At 65.8% G+C, this 14,473-nt stretch carries 11 protein-coding genes; 5 read left to right on the top strand and 6 right to left on the bottom strand.

The features are described from left to right. Nucleotides 1-27 precede the first annotated feature (27 nt). The 4 genes from KF785_05425 to KF785_05410 form a co-directional block, all read right to left on the bottom strand. Entirely contained in the window at nt 28-1,419 is a 1,392-nt protein-coding gene (locus KF785_05425; protein ID MBX3146190.1) for a serine hydrolase, read from the bottom strand. A 153-nt stretch (nt 1,420-1,572) separates the two neighbouring features. After that, a complete protein-coding gene (locus KF785_05420) occupies nt 1,573-2,691 on the bottom strand; it encodes a beta-lactamase family protein (GenBank protein MBX3146189.1) in 1,119 nt (372 codons plus the stop codon). 98 nt (nt 2,692-2,789) lie between these two features. After that, nucleotides 2,790-3,896: a beta-lactamase family protein gene (locus tag KF785_05415; GenBank protein MBX3146188.1), complete on the bottom strand. Its 1,107-nt coding sequence runs from the start codon at nt 3,894-3,896 to the stop codon at nt 2,790-2,792. 108 nt (nt 3,897-4,004) lie between these two features. Continuing rightward, nucleotides 4,005-7,442, bottom strand: a complete 3,438-nt coding sequence (locus tag KF785_05410) for a PD40 domain-containing protein (GenBank protein MBX3146187.1) — start codon at nt 7,440-7,442, stop codon at nt 4,005-4,007. A gap of 203 nt (nt 7,443-7,645) precedes the next feature. On the opposite strand from KF785_05410, the gene KF785_05405 reads away from it, so the two are divergent. The 5 genes from KF785_05405 to KF785_05385 all read left to right on the top strand — a co-directional run bounded on the left by KF785_05405 (nt 7,646) and on the right by KF785_05385 (nt 12,609). Further along, nucleotides 7,646-8,092, top strand: coding sequence for a hypothetical protein (locus KF785_05405; protein ID MBX3146186.1), 447 nt, complete (start codon nt 7,646-7,648; stop codon nt 8,090-8,092). Nucleotides 8,093-8,215: 123 nt separating this feature from the next. After that, nucleotides 8,216-10,765, top strand: a complete 2,550-nt coding sequence (locus KF785_05400; GenBank protein MBX3146185.1) for a serine/threonine protein kinase — start codon at nt 8,216-8,218, stop codon at nt 10,763-10,765. Nucleotides 10,766-10,793: 28 nt separating this feature from the next. Next, nucleotides 10,794-11,603, top strand: a complete 810-nt coding sequence (locus KF785_05395) for a helix-turn-helix transcriptional regulator (GenBank protein MBX3146184.1) — start codon at nt 10,794-10,796, stop codon at nt 11,601-11,603. An 81-nt stretch (nt 11,604-11,684) separates the two neighbouring features. Beyond that, nucleotides 11,685-12,227 (top strand): hypothetical protein, encoded by a 543-nt coding sequence (locus KF785_05390; GenBank protein MBX3146183.1) that lies wholly within the window; start codon nt 11,685-11,687, stop codon nt 12,225-12,227. 31 nt (nt 12,228-12,258) lie between these two features. Next, nucleotides 12,259-12,609, top strand: a complete 351-nt coding sequence (locus KF785_05385) for a hypothetical protein (protein MBX3146182.1) — start codon at nt 12,259-12,261, stop codon at nt 12,607-12,609. A 74-nt stretch (nt 12,610-12,683) separates the two neighbouring features. Here the strand turns inward: KF785_05385 and KF785_05380 are convergent, their stop codons facing one another. Next, the gene (locus KF785_05380; protein MBX3146181.1) at nt 12,684-13,508 is read right to left on the bottom strand and encodes an ABC transporter permease; all 825 of its coding nucleotides are present in this window, start codon (nt 13,506-13,508) and stop codon (nt 12,684-12,686) included. After that, the gene (locus KF785_05375) at nt 13,505-14,467 is read right to left on the bottom strand and encodes an ABC transporter permease (GenBank protein ID MBX3146180.1); all 963 of its coding nucleotides are present in this window, start codon (nt 14,465-14,467) and stop codon (nt 13,505-13,507) included. The genes KF785_05380 and KF785_05375 overlap by 4 nt, the downstream gene beginning before the upstream one ends. Nucleotides 14,468-14,473: the final 6 nt, after the last annotated feature.

The following is a 14,473-nucleotide window of genomic DNA, read 5'->3' as shown; positions in this document are numbered from 1 at the left end:
CGAGGATCTCGAGGCTGCAGTCGCAGGCTACTTGATCTTCTTGGCTGGTGTGACGGCGCCACCCTGCGTCAGTCGAAGGCCGGTGACGGTGCCGCTACCGTCTTTGATGAACAGGATGGTCAGATCCGCCTCATTCAGGAAGAACTCGTTCTCAGCCGATGCCGCAACCTTGAATTTTGACTGCCCGGTCGGCTCGAGCCAGAGTGCGCCCTGTTCGACCGTGACGACGATAGTGAAATCTGCCGTCAAGGCGTAGGTCCCGGCGTACTGCGGCAGCGTGGCCGGATCCACGGCAACAGCGGTCCGAACGACTGGCGGCTTGGAGAGCAGAAACTTCGGGTCGATCAGATGGAAGCCAACGTCGTCGGCGGTAATGGCCGAGTTGGTGAGCAGGACCACGCCGACTCGTTTGGCCGGGTCGAATCCCAGGAACGCCCGGTAGCCACCCGTGCCGCCATTGTGCCAGACGATGGGCCCGATCGGCCGGTTGAGGAGGTGCCAGCCCAGTCCAACCGACATGGCGGGCGATCCGGTCGACGCCCGCGGCGCGTGGGTGCTCTCGAAGATCCTGCCTAACGGTGTCGACGCGGGGTTGGCATTGGCGGCAAGGAACCGGAGCATGTCGTCCACCGTCGATCGCAGGGCGCCCGCGCCCGCGAGTGTCGGAATGTCCCAGTTGGGAACCGCGCTTCCCCCTGCGTTGTGGCCGGGAGCGAGGCGGGCTCGCATCGAGGCAGAGAGATCGATCCGGGTTTCGCGCATGCCCAGCGGCTGCAGAATCCGCTCATCGATGGCGTCGAAATAGCTCTTGCCCAGCCGCAGCGCCAGCACATGGCCGAGCAGTCCCATGCCGAGGTTGGAGTACTCGTACTGCGCGCCAATCTCCCGCGGCAGGGTGTAGCTGCTCAGAAACTCGTACATCTCATTCACAGAATAGTCGGCATACGGATTGGTCATGTCACCCGGCTTGAAGTTGCTCGGCATGCCGGGCAGGCCGGAGTTGACGGTGGCCAGGTCCTGGAGCGTGATCTGCCGCCCGTTCCGTGTCGGCATCGTAACTCCGGCCGGGAGGAATTTCTGGACCGGATCGTTCAGCGCAACCTCGCCCCGGCTCACCATCTCAGCCAGCAGTTCCGTAGTCAGGACTTTGGTAATCGAACCGATCTCGAAGACCGTCTGCCCGTTGAGCGCAACCGAGGGGTTGCCCGATCGTCCGGCCGTGAAGATCCGGTGGCTGCCGTCCGCCTCGAGCAGGCCAAGGACTAGGCCCGTCGTCCGCTTGGCGGTGACCTGCTCGTTCAAGATGGCCTGAATCGCTTCATCCGATGGGAAGTGTCGCTGGGCCTCCAGTGCGCCGGACCCCGCGAGGATGGTGGCCAGTAAGGTCAGCGAGAAGCGAGTGGGAGCAAGGCGTGGCATGGTTCAACCTGTCGAGAGAGGGTCCGGCAACCGCTCCTCGGTGCCGGCCGGGGTGAAGTACCCCGTTGAAAGGTAGGTTGCCGTCCCGCTCTGAATCTTACGCTCGAGAATGGACGGGCGTCGGGCGTTCGGGGTCCCTACCTTCGTGGAGTCTCAGAAGCGCGTCGCTGGCTCGGATAGCGGAAACGTCGGGTCGATCAGGTGAAAACCGACGTCGTCGGCACCGATGGCCGAGTTGCTGAGGATGACGACTCCGACCCTCCGAGCGGGATCGAAGCCCAGGAAGGTCCGGTAGCCGCCAGTGCCGCCATTGTGCCAGACGATGGATCCTGAAGGGCGAGTGAGCAGGTGCCAGCCCAAGCCAACGGACAAGTGCGGGAATCCGGTCGCTGCCTGGGGAGCATGAGTGCTGGCCAAGATCCTGCCTAACGGCGTAGAGGCCGGGTGGGTGCTGGCGGCAAGGAAGAGAAGCATGTCATCCACGGTCGATCGCAGCGCGCCGGCACCCTCCAGCGCCGGCGCATCCCAGGTGGGCACGGGTGTCCCGTCAGCATCGTGACCCTGGGCAAGGCGTGTCTGCATCGACGGCGTCAGGTCGATTCTCGTGTCACGCATGCCAAGCGGCTGGAGGATCCGTTCATAGATCGCCTGGAAATAGCCCATCCCATGCCGCAGCCCCAGTACATGACCAAGCAATCCCATGCCCAGGTCGGAGTACTCGTAGTGCGCACCTATGTCCCGCGGCAGCGTGTAGGCGCTGAGAAACTCGTACATCTCCTTCACGGTGAAACCAGCGTACGGGTTGCTCGAGTCGACCGGCTTGAATGTGCTTGGCATATCGGGCAATCCCGAGTGGACGATGGCGAGATCCCGGAGGGTGATCTGCCGTCCATTCCGCGATGGCATCGTAACGCCGGCGGGAAGGAACTTCTGGACCGGGTCGCTCAGCTCGACTTCGCTGCGGCTCACCATCTCCGCCAGCAGTCCCGTGGTGAACACCTTGGTAATCGAGCCGATCTCGAAGACGGTCTTCCCATTCAAGGGTAGCCCCGGATGGCCGGATTGCCCTGCCGTGAAGATCCGCCGGGTTCCGTCGGTCTCGATTAGACCGATGACCAGGCCAACGGTCCGCTTTGCAGTGACCTGTCCATCCAGGATGGCCTGAATGGCATCATCCGACGGAAAGTGAAGTTGCGCCCGCAATGGTCCAGCGGTAACGAGGACGGCTGCGAGCAGCCCAAACGAGATGGCGGCAGTGGAGTGAGAAGGCATGATAACGACGGAATCTAATGCGCTGCGTTGCGAACGACGGGCTCCAAAACGTCCTGAGCCCGTCGTCGGTGCAACGGAGTCGGCGAGAGCGGTCGCGCCTACCGAGCCGCGGTGAGCGGCAGCTCCGGCTTGATCAGGTGGAAGCCGATGTTATCCGCCGACACGGCCGTATTGGTGAGCAGTACGACACCCACCTTGGTGGCCGGATCGAAACCCATGAAGGCCCGATACCCTCCGGTACCGCCGTTGTGCCAGACGATCGGTCCGCTTGGTGCGTTGCGAATGTGCCAGCCCAGCCCGACCGACATCGCGGGGGAACTCGTCTGCGTCCGGGCAGCATGGGTCGTGGCCAGGATCGCACCAAGGGGCTTTGATGACGGGTCCAGATTGGCGGCCAGGAACTTCAGCATGTCGTTCACCGTCGAGCGGATGGCGCCGGTCCCGGCCAGGGTCGGGATATCCCAGTTGGGCACGATGGCGCCCTCGCGGTTGTGCCCGGGTGCGAGATGCTGCTGCATGGCGGGTGTCAACGTGATGGCTGTGCTGCGCATGCCGAGCGGTGTCAGGATCCGCTCATCGACGGCATCGATGTAGCTCTTGCCAAGCCGCAATCCCAGTGCGTGCCCCAGCAGCCCCATGCCGACATTGGAGTACTCGTACTCGGCGCCGATATCCCGGGGCAGGGTGTAGCCGTTCAGGAACTCGTACAGCTGCGCCACCGTGTAGTCGGCAAAGGGGTTGGACCGGTCCGCGGGGCGGAAGTTGGTCGGGGTCCGCGGCAGTCCCGAGTTGACGGCGGCCAGGTTGGTCAGGGTGATCTGCTTGCCGTTGCGGGTCGGAACGGTGACGCCGTTCGGCAGGTACTTCTGGACCGGATCGTCGAGGGCGACCTCGCCCCGCGAAGCCATGTCTGCCAGCAGGCCGGTAGTGAAGACTTTGGTGATCGAACCGATCTCGAACACGGTGTTGCCATCCAGTGTCGCGGTACTGCCGGACCGCCCTGCCGTAAAGATGCGGGTGCTGCCGTCGGCTTCCATTACGCCAAGGACTAGTCCGACGGTACCCTTGCTGGTCACCTGATCATCGAGAATGGCGCGGATCGCCGCATCGGATGGGAAGTGGCGCTGCGCAGCCAGGGTCGAACCGAAGAGGGGTGCCGCCGCCAAGGCAGCAGTCAGGATAAGAAAGCGGGCGCGGGAAATCATTGTTGTCTCGTTCCAGGTTTGAACCTTCAAGTGCTGTCGCTCCGATGCGCTCACCGATGCGCGATGCCGGCAGATGGTTGCGGACTCTGCCGGCACCGGTTGCGAAAGCTACTGCAGTCCGGGTGTGTTTCGGGGCGACTGTGACCCGTTCATCCACCACTGCGTCGGCAGCGGGCGCTGCCGCGGGTAAATCTCGTTCAGCGTATCTGCCTCGTAGAGACGGCCGTCCTTCATGACGTAGCGGATGCTATTGGTGTTGCGAATGTCATCGAGCGGGTTGCGGTCGAGGACCAGGATATCTGCCATCTTGCCGGCTTCGAGCGTGCCGATGTCCATCTCCATTCCGATCGCCTCGGCGCCGTAGATCGTCGCGACGCGGAGCATGTCGTGGTTGTTGAGGCCGCCCTTCTGCATGGCCCAGATCTCCCAGTGGACGCTGAGTCCCTGGAGCTGACCATGGCTGCCGACACCGGCCCGGCCGCCATTCTCGATCAGGTCCTTGATGAAGGCGCCGTGCCGGTGCATGGCGTACTCCTCCGGCGCAAACCAACCCGCGGCACCCGGTCCGTTACCCGCGCCGCGACGACGGACCTTGTAGTCGAGTTCCGACTGCGGCGTAAAGCGCTGCAGCTTGGGGTCGGCGCCAGGGTTCTCGTTGGTGTAGAAGTACTGCTCGCCCCAGGGGCCGCCGTAGGTCACCACGAGCGTCGGCGTGCTGGTGGTCTGCGAGGTCTTGAAGAGCTCAACCACGTCCTTGAATAAGGGCGCCACCGGCAAGTTGTGCTCGATACCCGGGTAGCCGTCGATTGCGTGGGTCAGATTGAGCCGGATATCGAGCGAGCCCTCGGTCGTCGGCATGATGCCGAGTTCCTTGGCGGCCATGATGATCCACTGGCGCTGCTGGCGGTTGCCGGCGCCGTACATCTTGAGGGTCGTGACCCCGTAGTAGTCTGAGTATCGGCGCAGCACGTTTCGGGCGTGGTCCAGGTCGCGGATCCGTTCACCGCTGAACACGCCAGGGCCTGTGTGGTAGATCCGCGGCCCGATCATCTCGCCGGTCTCGACCCGGTCCTGATAGGTCAGCACGTCGGTGACGGCGGTTTGCGGGTCGCGAGTCGTCGTGGTGCCATAGGCCAGCGTCGCAAGATACTGCCAGACCTGGTTGGTGTGCACGTTCGGCACTAGCCACTGGGGGTGGTAGTGGATGTCGACGAAGCCGGGGATCACGGTCTTGCCTGAGACGTCGATCTCGCGCGCTCCGGCGGGAATGTTGACCTGACCCCGCGGTCCGATGGCGATGATACGGTTGTCGCGCACCACGATATCCGCATTGTCGATGATCTCTCGGCCCTTCATCGTCACGGCGCGGCCGCCACGAAGCACCGCGACGCCGCGCGGCGTATCGCGCGTGATCGCCACCAGGATGCGATGCTCGTCCGGTCGGTACCCCGCCCTGGCCGCCGCCTGACGTCGGGTGGAGTCGGCCCGCGCAGCGGTATCGGCCGCGGTCTGCCGAGCCGCCAGCTTGAGGCTGTCGTCGACGGCGCGCGCCCGGGCCAGGTCGTAGCGCAGGGCGGCGTTGCCAATCGACCAGAAGACCGCGGTGCCGTCGTGGTTCCAGGTCGGGAACTGCCCGCCGATGTCGTTGATCCGCTTGACGGGCACGGCTGCGTTGTCCGGCGAGTTCAGCGACACGGTTGGGGTGGTACCCCCGACCTGTGGCACGGTGACCAGGTAGAGATCCATTCCGACGTAGGCAAGTGCCTGGTCGCCTGAGGGGGCCATGATCACGAGGCCGGCCGGCGGTGCCGGCGCGCCGGTTTCGGTTGGGTCCGGGTGCAAGCCAAGCTGCGGAAGGTCCGATGAGGGGTTCCCTGCCATGCGCAGCATCGTTTCGAAGTCCGGTGCGGCGCCGGCCGGTCCGGTCGGGGCTGTCACCTTGAGGTGCGAGCGCTGATCGGTGCCATCCCAGCGGAACGATACCAGGCCGTCGGTACGGCTGTAGGCGTAGATCCGCTCCGCATCGCCGGCAAAGTGCGGGCGGCTTCGGCCGGCGCTTGGTGCGATCAATGCCACGGCGCCGCCGGTTGCTGGAACCCAGATCAGGTTGGCGGCACCGCTGGCGCCGAGGAAGGACGACGCGCCGAGATCCTGGAGGTCGCGAGTGGCGCGCTGGACTGCCACGATGCGACCGTTCGGGGCCCAAACCAGTTCGTCGTAGCTGCCGGGCACGTCGCTCAGGCGAACGGCCCGGGCCCTGCCGCCGCGCACGACCGGCGCCCGCATCAGATGGCCACCCGCCGCGTCCGACCAGGTCGCGAAGGCAATGGCGCTTCCGTCCGGCGCCCAGACCGGCGAGTGCTCGCCGATGTCCTGATCTGTCAGTCGCTGCGGTGTTCCGGCGGGATAGTCGGCGACATAGACCCGGCCGAGTGCGGTAAAGGCAATGCGCTTGCCGTCGGGTGACGGCGTGATGTCGCGAATTTGACGGGCATGGAATGTCGTTGTCGTGTCGACTCGATTGGTGAACTTCACATGAGGCCCGACGTCGACCGACACGTCGGCGGTAAACGGAATCTTCGTGGCAGGACCGCCGTCGATGCCGACCCGCCAGATTTCGCCGCCGTACGAAACGATCACTGCCCGGCTGTCCGGCGTGAAGGAATAGCCGGGCAGCACGTCGAGCGATGCGCGCGACTCCTGCTCATCCCGCTGTACCGGATAGGCCAGCCAGCGCTCTTCACCGGTGGCCAGGTCGCGAATCCGGAGGCCGGTTTCGGTCTTCTCGCGGGTGCCGTAGACCAGCCACTTGCCGTCGGGCGACAGCGCCGGCCGGAAGGCCGATCCGTATCGCGAGCTCATGCGGGACTGATGGCCCGTTTCCCGGTCGTACACATGCAGTTGGTACGCAGGGAAGATCACGTTGTAGCTGAAGTCGCCGGTACGGGAGGCGTACCAGATGTACCGTCCATCGTTGCCGAAGGCGGCGCCGACGGTCTTGAGCGGTTGCGGCGCGGTGATGAGCGGGAGGCCGGTGCCGCCGTCGACGTGGAACAGCCAGAGCTTGGGCGGGCCGGCCGGGCCGCCACTGGTCCGTGACGCGACGAGATACTTGCCGTCAGGGGTCCACTCGGGCGAGACGTACGTGTTGTTGTTTCCCCGGGTAACCTGGACGGTGTCGCGTCGGTCGAGTGAGATGATCCAGAGGTTGTCGCCTCCGCTCCGATCGGACACAAACGCGATCCGCTTCCCGTCGGGACTGAACCGGGGCTGGGCATCGAAGGGTAAGCCGCTGGTAAGCCGGGTTGCTTTGCCACCACTGATCGGCAGGGTGTACAGGTCACCCAGCAGATCGAAGACGATGGTTTGGCCGTCTGGACTGACGTCCAGAGACATCCAGGAGCCCGTTGTCGTGGTAAAAGCAGCGGTCCGAGCCGGCGTCAGCGGAAGGTCGGGTCTCCGCGCAGCTGGCTGTGCCGCAAGCGACGAGGCGAAGACCGCCGCCGCGACAGCAACGGGCCAGAGGCGGGCTGATGAGTGAGTCATGATGCTCCGGGAGACCGGTTTGCGATGGGGATCGAGCGCCTGGCGAGGCACCCGGGTGGCAATGGTGATAGAATCACTACGGTCGGAGACCTGAAATTGTTGAGCGATCGACGCCGTCGGGGTCCAATTCTCGGCCACGATTCGCACCGCCGCTATGAACGCGGGGCGAGCGACGGGCGGGGCCTGCACACGGATGTGGCGAGATGAGCAAGGCGCCAAACCTGATGGTCCGGTCGCTGATGGCGACCGGAGGCATTCTTCTTCTCAAGGCTGCCCGCCTTGGGTTGACGACGCCTGGGGGGGAACCGATCCGTCCGGCGCTGACGGCGCTGATCCTGACGGCTGTGTTCATCGGGGTGGTCGGGCTGCTTGCCGGGCTCCTGTTGCACTGGGGCTGGCCCCGGACTCGCAGCCGCGCTGCCGGTGCCCTGCTCGGCGCAGCCACGGCCTCCGCCTTTCTCGCTATGGGCGCGCTGGCTCTGGGCATTTGGAGCGCCTGGCCGCTCTTGGTGTCGGTTGCGGTGGTCCTGGGCGGGGGCCTGCTGGTCGGTGGCGCCATCGGGGCCCGGGCTTGGCCGCCTCGGGGTTCGCAGCGGCTGTCCGGTGCCGACTTGATCGTCGGTCGCGAGGACGGGTTCGGCAAACGGTGAGAACCAGTTCGGCTGTTGAGACTCGCTTGACCGCCTCCTGCCCGCGCCCTAAGCTTGGTTTCACCCCAGCTTGAATCCGTCGGCCCGGCGGCGGCCGGTTCCCCTTCCCGAGGTTCCGCCGGGATGTCTTCCGATGGACCACTGACGCCCGCTCGTCTTCAGGTCATCAAAGACCACTTCGACCACGCGGTCGACCTGCCCGCCGATCAGCGCACCGCCCATCTCCAACAGCTCCGGATCCAGGATGCCGAGCTTGCGGAAGAGGTCCAGTCGTTGCTCGATCAGCATGAGGGCACCGGTTTCGATACGGATGCGTCAGGCGAGGCGCTGCGGCGGGCTGCGGCCGCCTTGGCCGACCCGTGGTCCGGTGCGCGTGTTGGGGTCTATCAGGTGGTCCGCCGGATCGGCGTCGGTGGCATGGGCAGCGTCTATGAAGCCGCCCGCGCAGACGAGGAATACCAGAAGCGGGTTGCCATCAAGTTTCTGCATCGCTACAGCGATGATGACGGCCTTCGGCGTCGCTTCCGGGCTGAGCGGCAGATCCTGGCGAACCTGAATCACCCCAACATCGCGAGCCTGCTCGACGGCGGCGTCACGCCAGACGGACAACCCTACATCGTGATGGAGTACGTCGAGGGTGAGCCGATCAGTCGATGGGCCGATCAGCGACGGCTGTCCGTACGGCAACGCCTGCTGCTGTTCCTGCAGGTATGCCGTGCCGTGCAGTACGCTCACCAGGGCCTCGTCGTCCACCGCGACCTCAAGCCGGGCAACATCCTGGTGACGTCAGACGGGCAGGTCAAGCTGCTCGACTTTGGGATTGCAAAGCTGCTGGCAACGGACGAGGGTTTCGAGGCGTCGCCTGCAACGGCGGCCGACACCCGTGCCTTCACTCCCGATTATGCCTCGCCGGAGCAGGTGCTTGGTCACCCGGTGGGTACCCCTTCGGACGTCTATTCGTTAGGCGTTGTGCTGTTCGAACTGCTGACCGGGAGCCGCCCCTTCGATCTGCGCGGTAAGAGCGCCATCGAAGCGGAGCGCCTTCTTTCCGAAGCTACCCCGTCGAAACCGAGCGCTGTGCTGAATGAAGCGCGACTCGACGCACTGGGCGAGCGCTCCACCCGTCGCGGCCGGGCTCGGCTCGAGGGCGATCTGGACGCCATTGTCCTGATGGCGCTCCGGAAGGAGCCGGAACGCCGCTACGGCTCGGTCGAGCATCTGGCACGGGACATTGGGCACTATCTCGACGGCCTGCCGGTCACAGCGCGGCCGGAGAGTTTCGGGTATCGCCTCCGCAAGCTGGTCCGCCGGCATCGAGCCGAGGCCGCCGCACTGGGGCTGGCTGGGCTGTTCCTGATCGGTGGCCTGATTGCCACGACGCTCAAGGCCCGCGAGGCGGAGCGAGAGCGGGCGCTGGCTACGGAAGTAAAAGGATTTCTGACCACGATGCTGGTTGCTGCGAATCCAGCCTCCCTGGGCCGTGATGTCACGATGCGCGCGGTGCTGGACACCGCCGCCGTTCGGGCCGATACCCTGCGCCAGCGGCCCGAGCTGGAAGCCGACATCCGTGGTATCATCGGCGGCACCTACCTCGGTCTCGGCGAATTCGCCGCAGCCGAGGGTCAGTTCCTCGCCGCGCTAGCTGCGCGGCAGCGAATGGTTCCGGATGATCCGCGTGAGACGGCGCTCGCGGTGGTCCAGCTGGCCACTGCGGTCGAGCTTCAGGGTCGTTACGGCGAGGCTGATTCGATGCATCGCGTGGCGCTCGCAATCTATCCGCTCGATCGCGATGAGGGTCTTGCCGCCGCCAATCACGCCGACAGTCGTGGCCGGATCCTGCTTCGGCTGGGGAATCTCGGCGAGGCCGAGCCGCTGCTGGCGCGGGCCCTCGAGCTGTATCAGCGGCACGCGGCGGGCAACGATTCGGTCCTCGCCTATGCGTATGCCAATCTGGGTGTAGCTGCCGGCGAACTGGGGCAGGACGTCCGGGCAGAGAGCCTGCTCGTGTTGGCGGTCGAAACGGCGCGTCGCGCCCACGGCGAGGTGCACCCGCTGGTCGCGGCCGTCCTGTCACCCCTGGCGTCGATCCGAGAGCGCACCGCGACGTTCGAGCTGGCTGATTCGACCTTTCGGGCCACTCTCGATATGCGACGCCAGTTGCTTGGTACCGAGCATCCTGAGTATGCCTGGACGCTGTACAGCTACGCCGACTTCCTGCTGCGCGCGACGCGAGATTCTGAGGCCGCCTTTCACGCTCGAGAGGTGATCGCTTTGCGACACCGGTCGCTCGGCGAAGCGCACCCCCTGGTTGCGGCGTCGATGGGGGTCCTGGGACGAGCACTGGACCGACTCGACTCGCTCGCTGCGGGCGAACGCTGGCTGCGCGAGAGCCTGGCCCTTCGGAGGGCACATCTTCCCGAAGGCCATTGGCTGATTGCATCGAGCGAGAGCATCCTGGGCGAGCACCTGGGCCTTGCGGGCAAGTACGCTGAGGCCGAGCAACTGCTCCTTGCGAGTGAGCGCCGACTGGTCGAACTGCGCGGCGAGACCGCTCCGGTCGTGGCTGATGCCCGAAAGCGGCTCGTTGATCTGTATCGGGCCTGGGGCAAGCCCGCCGAGGTCGCGGAGTGGGAGACCAATTACGCGCGAGCGGCTCGAGGTCCGGGATCGTAATGGCTGGCCTCCTGCTTCGGATTCGCTGATGTACTATACCGAACGCTCCGCCCCTCCGCCGCTCGATAGCGTGATTCGCTGTTTCTGGTTCATGCGGGGGGAGTACACCCACGGGTCGGTGCAGCCGGTCGTTGCGGACGGTCGCTGTGAGGTCGTCCTCCATCTGGCTGACCCCTTTCTGCGGTGCTCGCCTGACGGATCGACCGAACTTCAGCCCCGCACGCTGGTTGCGGGGCAGATGACCGCGCCCCTGCAGCTCCAGCCGACCGGGATCATCGACATCATTGGCATCCGGTTTCGGACGGCCGCCGCACCAGCCCTGCTCGGCGTACCAATCGTCGAGCTGACTGACCGGGTCGTCGCCCTGGCCGACTGTGATCGTTCGCTTGCGGTGTCGTTGACTGCGGCCGCGGAGAGTTCGGCCGACATCGATGCCCGGGTCGCAGCGCTGTCGGCAGTGATCGGCCGCGCCTGGCGTTCACGGCTCGATCCGCTGGCGCTTGCCGCGGTCCGTGCCCTGAACGACCGTGGGGCACCGACGGTTAGTGAGGTGGCGCAGCATCTTGGTGTCACTCTGCGCACGCTGGAACGGCGGGTCGGGCTTGCCACGGGGCTCGCCCCAGCACCTCTGCGCCGGGTGCTTCGGTTTCGGCGCACCTTCGCGATGCTGGATCGAGCCGGAAGTGGCTGGGCTCGGGTGGCGGCGACATGCGGTTACTATGATCAGGCACATCTGATCCGCGAGTTTCGCCGCTTTGCGGGGGTTGCTCCGCAGCAGTTCTTCGGCGGCAGGTCCGAGATGGCCTGCTTCTTCATGGGCTACGATCAGGACGCATGAGCCGCCGTGATGTCGCATTTGTCCAAGACGAGAACTGCCTCGGACCGTACTATGATGCCGACCATTTGATCCGAGGGAAGCATGTCTGACCTGCGCGATGCCCGGTGGGCGGCCGTAGCGGTGATAGTTTTCGGTTGGGCTGGAGCAGACTTGCCGGCGCAGGATGATCCGCTGGCCCGGATCGGCTGGCTGGCGGGGTGCTGGGAGGCTCGGTCGGGTAACCGGGTCACCACGGAAACCTGGATGATGCCATCCGGGGGGCTGATGGTGGGCGGCGCGCGGACGGTGGTCGGTGGTGTAGCCCGATCGTTCGAACACCTTCGGATTCGAGCTGACGGCACACGGCTGGTGTATGTCGCAATACCTTCAGGTCAGCGCGAAACGGCCTTTCCGTCGACGCACCTGTCGGATACGCTGGTCGTCTTCGAGAATCCCGAGCACGATTTTCCGCAGCGAATCGCCTATCGACGCGCGGGTGCCGATTCGGTGGTGGCCCGGGTCGAGGGTCCGGCGCCTGGCGGCGGCACGCGAGGGTTCAACGTGCCGATGGCTCGGACTGGATGCTCCGTTGCAGTGCGGACGGTGGGCCCCTCCTTGCCTTCGCGCGATGGCGGCCTACCCTGACGCCAACCCGGTAGAAAGGAACCAACGCTCGATGCAATGGAGCTGGAGGGCAAGCGCGCTGATCGCGACGGTGCTGATCGCTGCCTGCGGTGCCAGGTCGCCTGCCGCCGAGTGGGTTGTGATCGAGCCACCGCCGGATGGCGCGGGCCAGGCCGTGACGATTGTCGGGACTGTTCGACATCTCGACCTCGAGGGCGGCCTCTATGTGATCACGAACTCGGAGGGAATCAACTACAACCCGACGAACCTTCCAGGAGGCTTCCGCGTCGATGGGAAAGCCGTCGAGGCGGAGGGGCTTCAGCGGGACGACATGGTCTCGATCGGTATGGTGGGGCCGATCGTCGATATCGTCCGGATCCGCGAACGGCCGTCATCGCCCTGATGCTGGTGGCGGACCTCCGGCCTCGGGGGTGACTGGAGCGAGCTGGCCGCGAATGTCCTGATGGGGAACGGGGCTCAGCTGGCGGTGCGGGTCCGATCGAGCTCGAACCAGTTGGCCACCAGCGTCGCTGCCACGACCACCGTTACCAGCGCCACTCCCGGAACCAGTCCAACCCAGGGAGCGTTGACGATGGTGTCGCGCCCCGAGGCAATCAGGGTTCCCCACGAACTGACCGGCGGCTGAACGCCGAGCCCAAGGAACGAGAGTCCGGCCTCGAGGGTGATTGCGTTCCCGATGCCGAGCGTCGCGGCCGCCAGGAGAGGGGAAGCGGCGTTCGGGAGCACGTGCCGGGCAAACACCCGTGCGCGGCTGGCGCCGAGTGCCCGGGCGCTTTCGGTGTAGGGACGCTTGAGCTGCACCAGTGCCTCGCCGTAGGTCAGCCGCGCAATCGGCATCCAGCCGGTCAGGCCGAGGGTCAGGACGACCAGGGTGGCGCTGGGCTGCCAAAGGGCCGCAAGCAAGAGCAGAATGACCACGCGAGGGAGCGCCAGGGCAAAATCCGTGACACCCAGGACCAGCCTGGCTGGCCAGCCACGCAGGATCGCAGCAAGCCCACCCATGATGACCCCAAGGATCAGGGAGACTGCCGTGGCCAGCGCGGCGACCAGCAGCGACATTCGCGCGCCGTGGACGAGGCGGCTCCAGACGTCGCGGCCCAGTCTGTCAGTGCCCAGCAAGTGAAAGACGCCGAACTGATCGACGGTCAGCGGGGCGAGAAACCGGGTGGCGACGACATCGGTCACGTCCGAGGGACCGACCGGCGTGATCCAAGGCGCGAAGAGTGCCCCGGTCACGAAGATGGCGAGGATGGCTGTCCCGACCCGGGCTCCCGTCGTCATGCGCGTGCCCTGGGGTCGACCCGGTGGAGCAGCACCTCGGCGGCGACGCTACCCAGGACCACCATGATGGCGCTGATGGTGGTGGCCGCCATGACGACAGGATAGTCGCGCGCCTGTACCGCCTGGATCAGGACCGATCCGATCCCGGGCCAGGCAAAGACCCCCTCGACGAACACGGCGCCCGAAAACAAGGCTGGAAGCGACAGGCCGAGCAGTGTCACGACCGGAATCAGTCCGTTACGCAGGTGATGACGCAACAGCACCCGCCAGAACCCGGCACCTTTGGCCCGGGCCAGCATCAGGTACGGTTCGGTTGCCACGGCGCGGAGCGTACCGCGGGTATAGCGGGCCGTGGTACCGATTCCGATCAGCGTCAGCGTGGCAAGCGGAAGAATCAGGTGATTGAGCCGATCGGCCAGGCGCGCCCCTGGGGACAGGAAGTCGGCGTCGAGTCCCGCCGCGCCGAACGCGGGCAGCCAGCCCAGCGCATAGGTAAAGACCATGATCAACACGAATGCTAGCCAGTAGCCGGGAAGCGCGGCCAGCACGATCGACACCCAGGACCAGAAGCCGTCGACGGCACGCCGGGTGGTGGTCGCCTGAATCGCTGCGACGGCAATGCCGATCAGGTAGCTGAGCAGAATGGAGAGGCCGACCAGAATGGCCGTTGCCGGCCAGGCGTCCCAGATCATCCGCCCCACCGGTCGGCCGGTGGCCAGGCTGGTGCCGAAGTCGGCGCGGACGGCCCGGCCGACCCATCGGATGTACTGCTCCCCGATCGGGCGGTCGAGCCCCATCGAACTCCGGACGGCTGCGAGTTCTGCCGGCGTTGCATTGGGGCCAAGCAGGTGGGCAACCGGGTCACCCGGCGCCACCCTGAGCAGGACGAATGTCAGCGTGACGACGCCCAGAACGACGAGCGGGGCGCGGATCATGCCGAACTGGAGGCCTCGCGGCATGAAGGA

It is taken from the genome of Gemmatimonadales bacterium (genome assembly GCA_019637315.1).
GTDB lineage: Bacteria > Gemmatimonadota > Gemmatimonadetes > Gemmatimonadales > GWC2-71-9 > SHZU01.
Note: the sequence above shows the minus strand (reverse complement) of the source record. Positions and strands in the feature narration are given on the sequence as shown.

What these genes read in the sequence shown, in the direction of transcription:
- KF785_05425 (MBX3146190.1), bottom strand. Translation starts at nt 1,419, where the DNA reads ATGCCACGCCTTGCTCCCACTCGCTTCTCGCTGACCTTACTGGCCACC.
- KF785_05420 (MBX3146189.1), bottom strand. Translation starts at nt 2,691, where the DNA reads ATGCCTTCTCACTCCACTGCCGCCATCTCGTTTGGGCTGCTCGCAGCC.
- KF785_05415 (MBX3146188.1), bottom strand. Translation starts at nt 3,896, where the DNA reads ATGATTTCCCGCGCCCGCTTTCTTATCCTGACTGCTGCCTTGGCGGCG.
- KF785_05410 (MBX3146187.1), bottom strand. Translation starts at nt 7,442, where the DNA reads ATGACTCACTCATCAGCCCGCCTCTGGCCCGTTGCTGTCGCGGCGGCG.
- KF785_05405 (MBX3146186.1), top strand. Translation starts at nt 7,646, where the DNA reads ATGAGCAAGGCGCCAAACCTGATGGTCCGGTCGCTGATGGCGACCGGA.
- KF785_05400 (MBX3146185.1), top strand. Translation starts at nt 8,216, where the DNA reads ATGTCTTCCGATGGACCACTGACGCCCGCTCGTCTTCAGGTCATCAAA.
- KF785_05395 (MBX3146184.1), top strand. Translation starts at nt 10,794, where the DNA reads ATGTACTATACCGAACGCTCCGCCCCTCCGCCGCTCGATAGCGTGATT.
- KF785_05390 (MBX3146183.1), top strand. Translation starts at nt 11,685, where the DNA reads ATGTCTGACCTGCGCGATGCCCGGTGGGCGGCCGTAGCGGTGATAGTT.
- KF785_05385 (MBX3146182.1), top strand. Translation starts at nt 12,259, where the DNA reads ATGCAATGGAGCTGGAGGGCAAGCGCGCTGATCGCGACGGTGCTGATC.
- KF785_05380 (MBX3146181.1), bottom strand. Translation starts at nt 13,508, where the DNA reads ATGACGACGGGAGCCCGGGTCGGGACAGCCATCCTCGCCATCTTCGTG.
- KF785_05375 (MBX3146180.1), bottom strand. Translation starts at nt 14,467, where the DNA reads ATGCCGCGAGGCCTCCAGTTCGGCATGATCCGCGCCCCGCTCGTCGTT.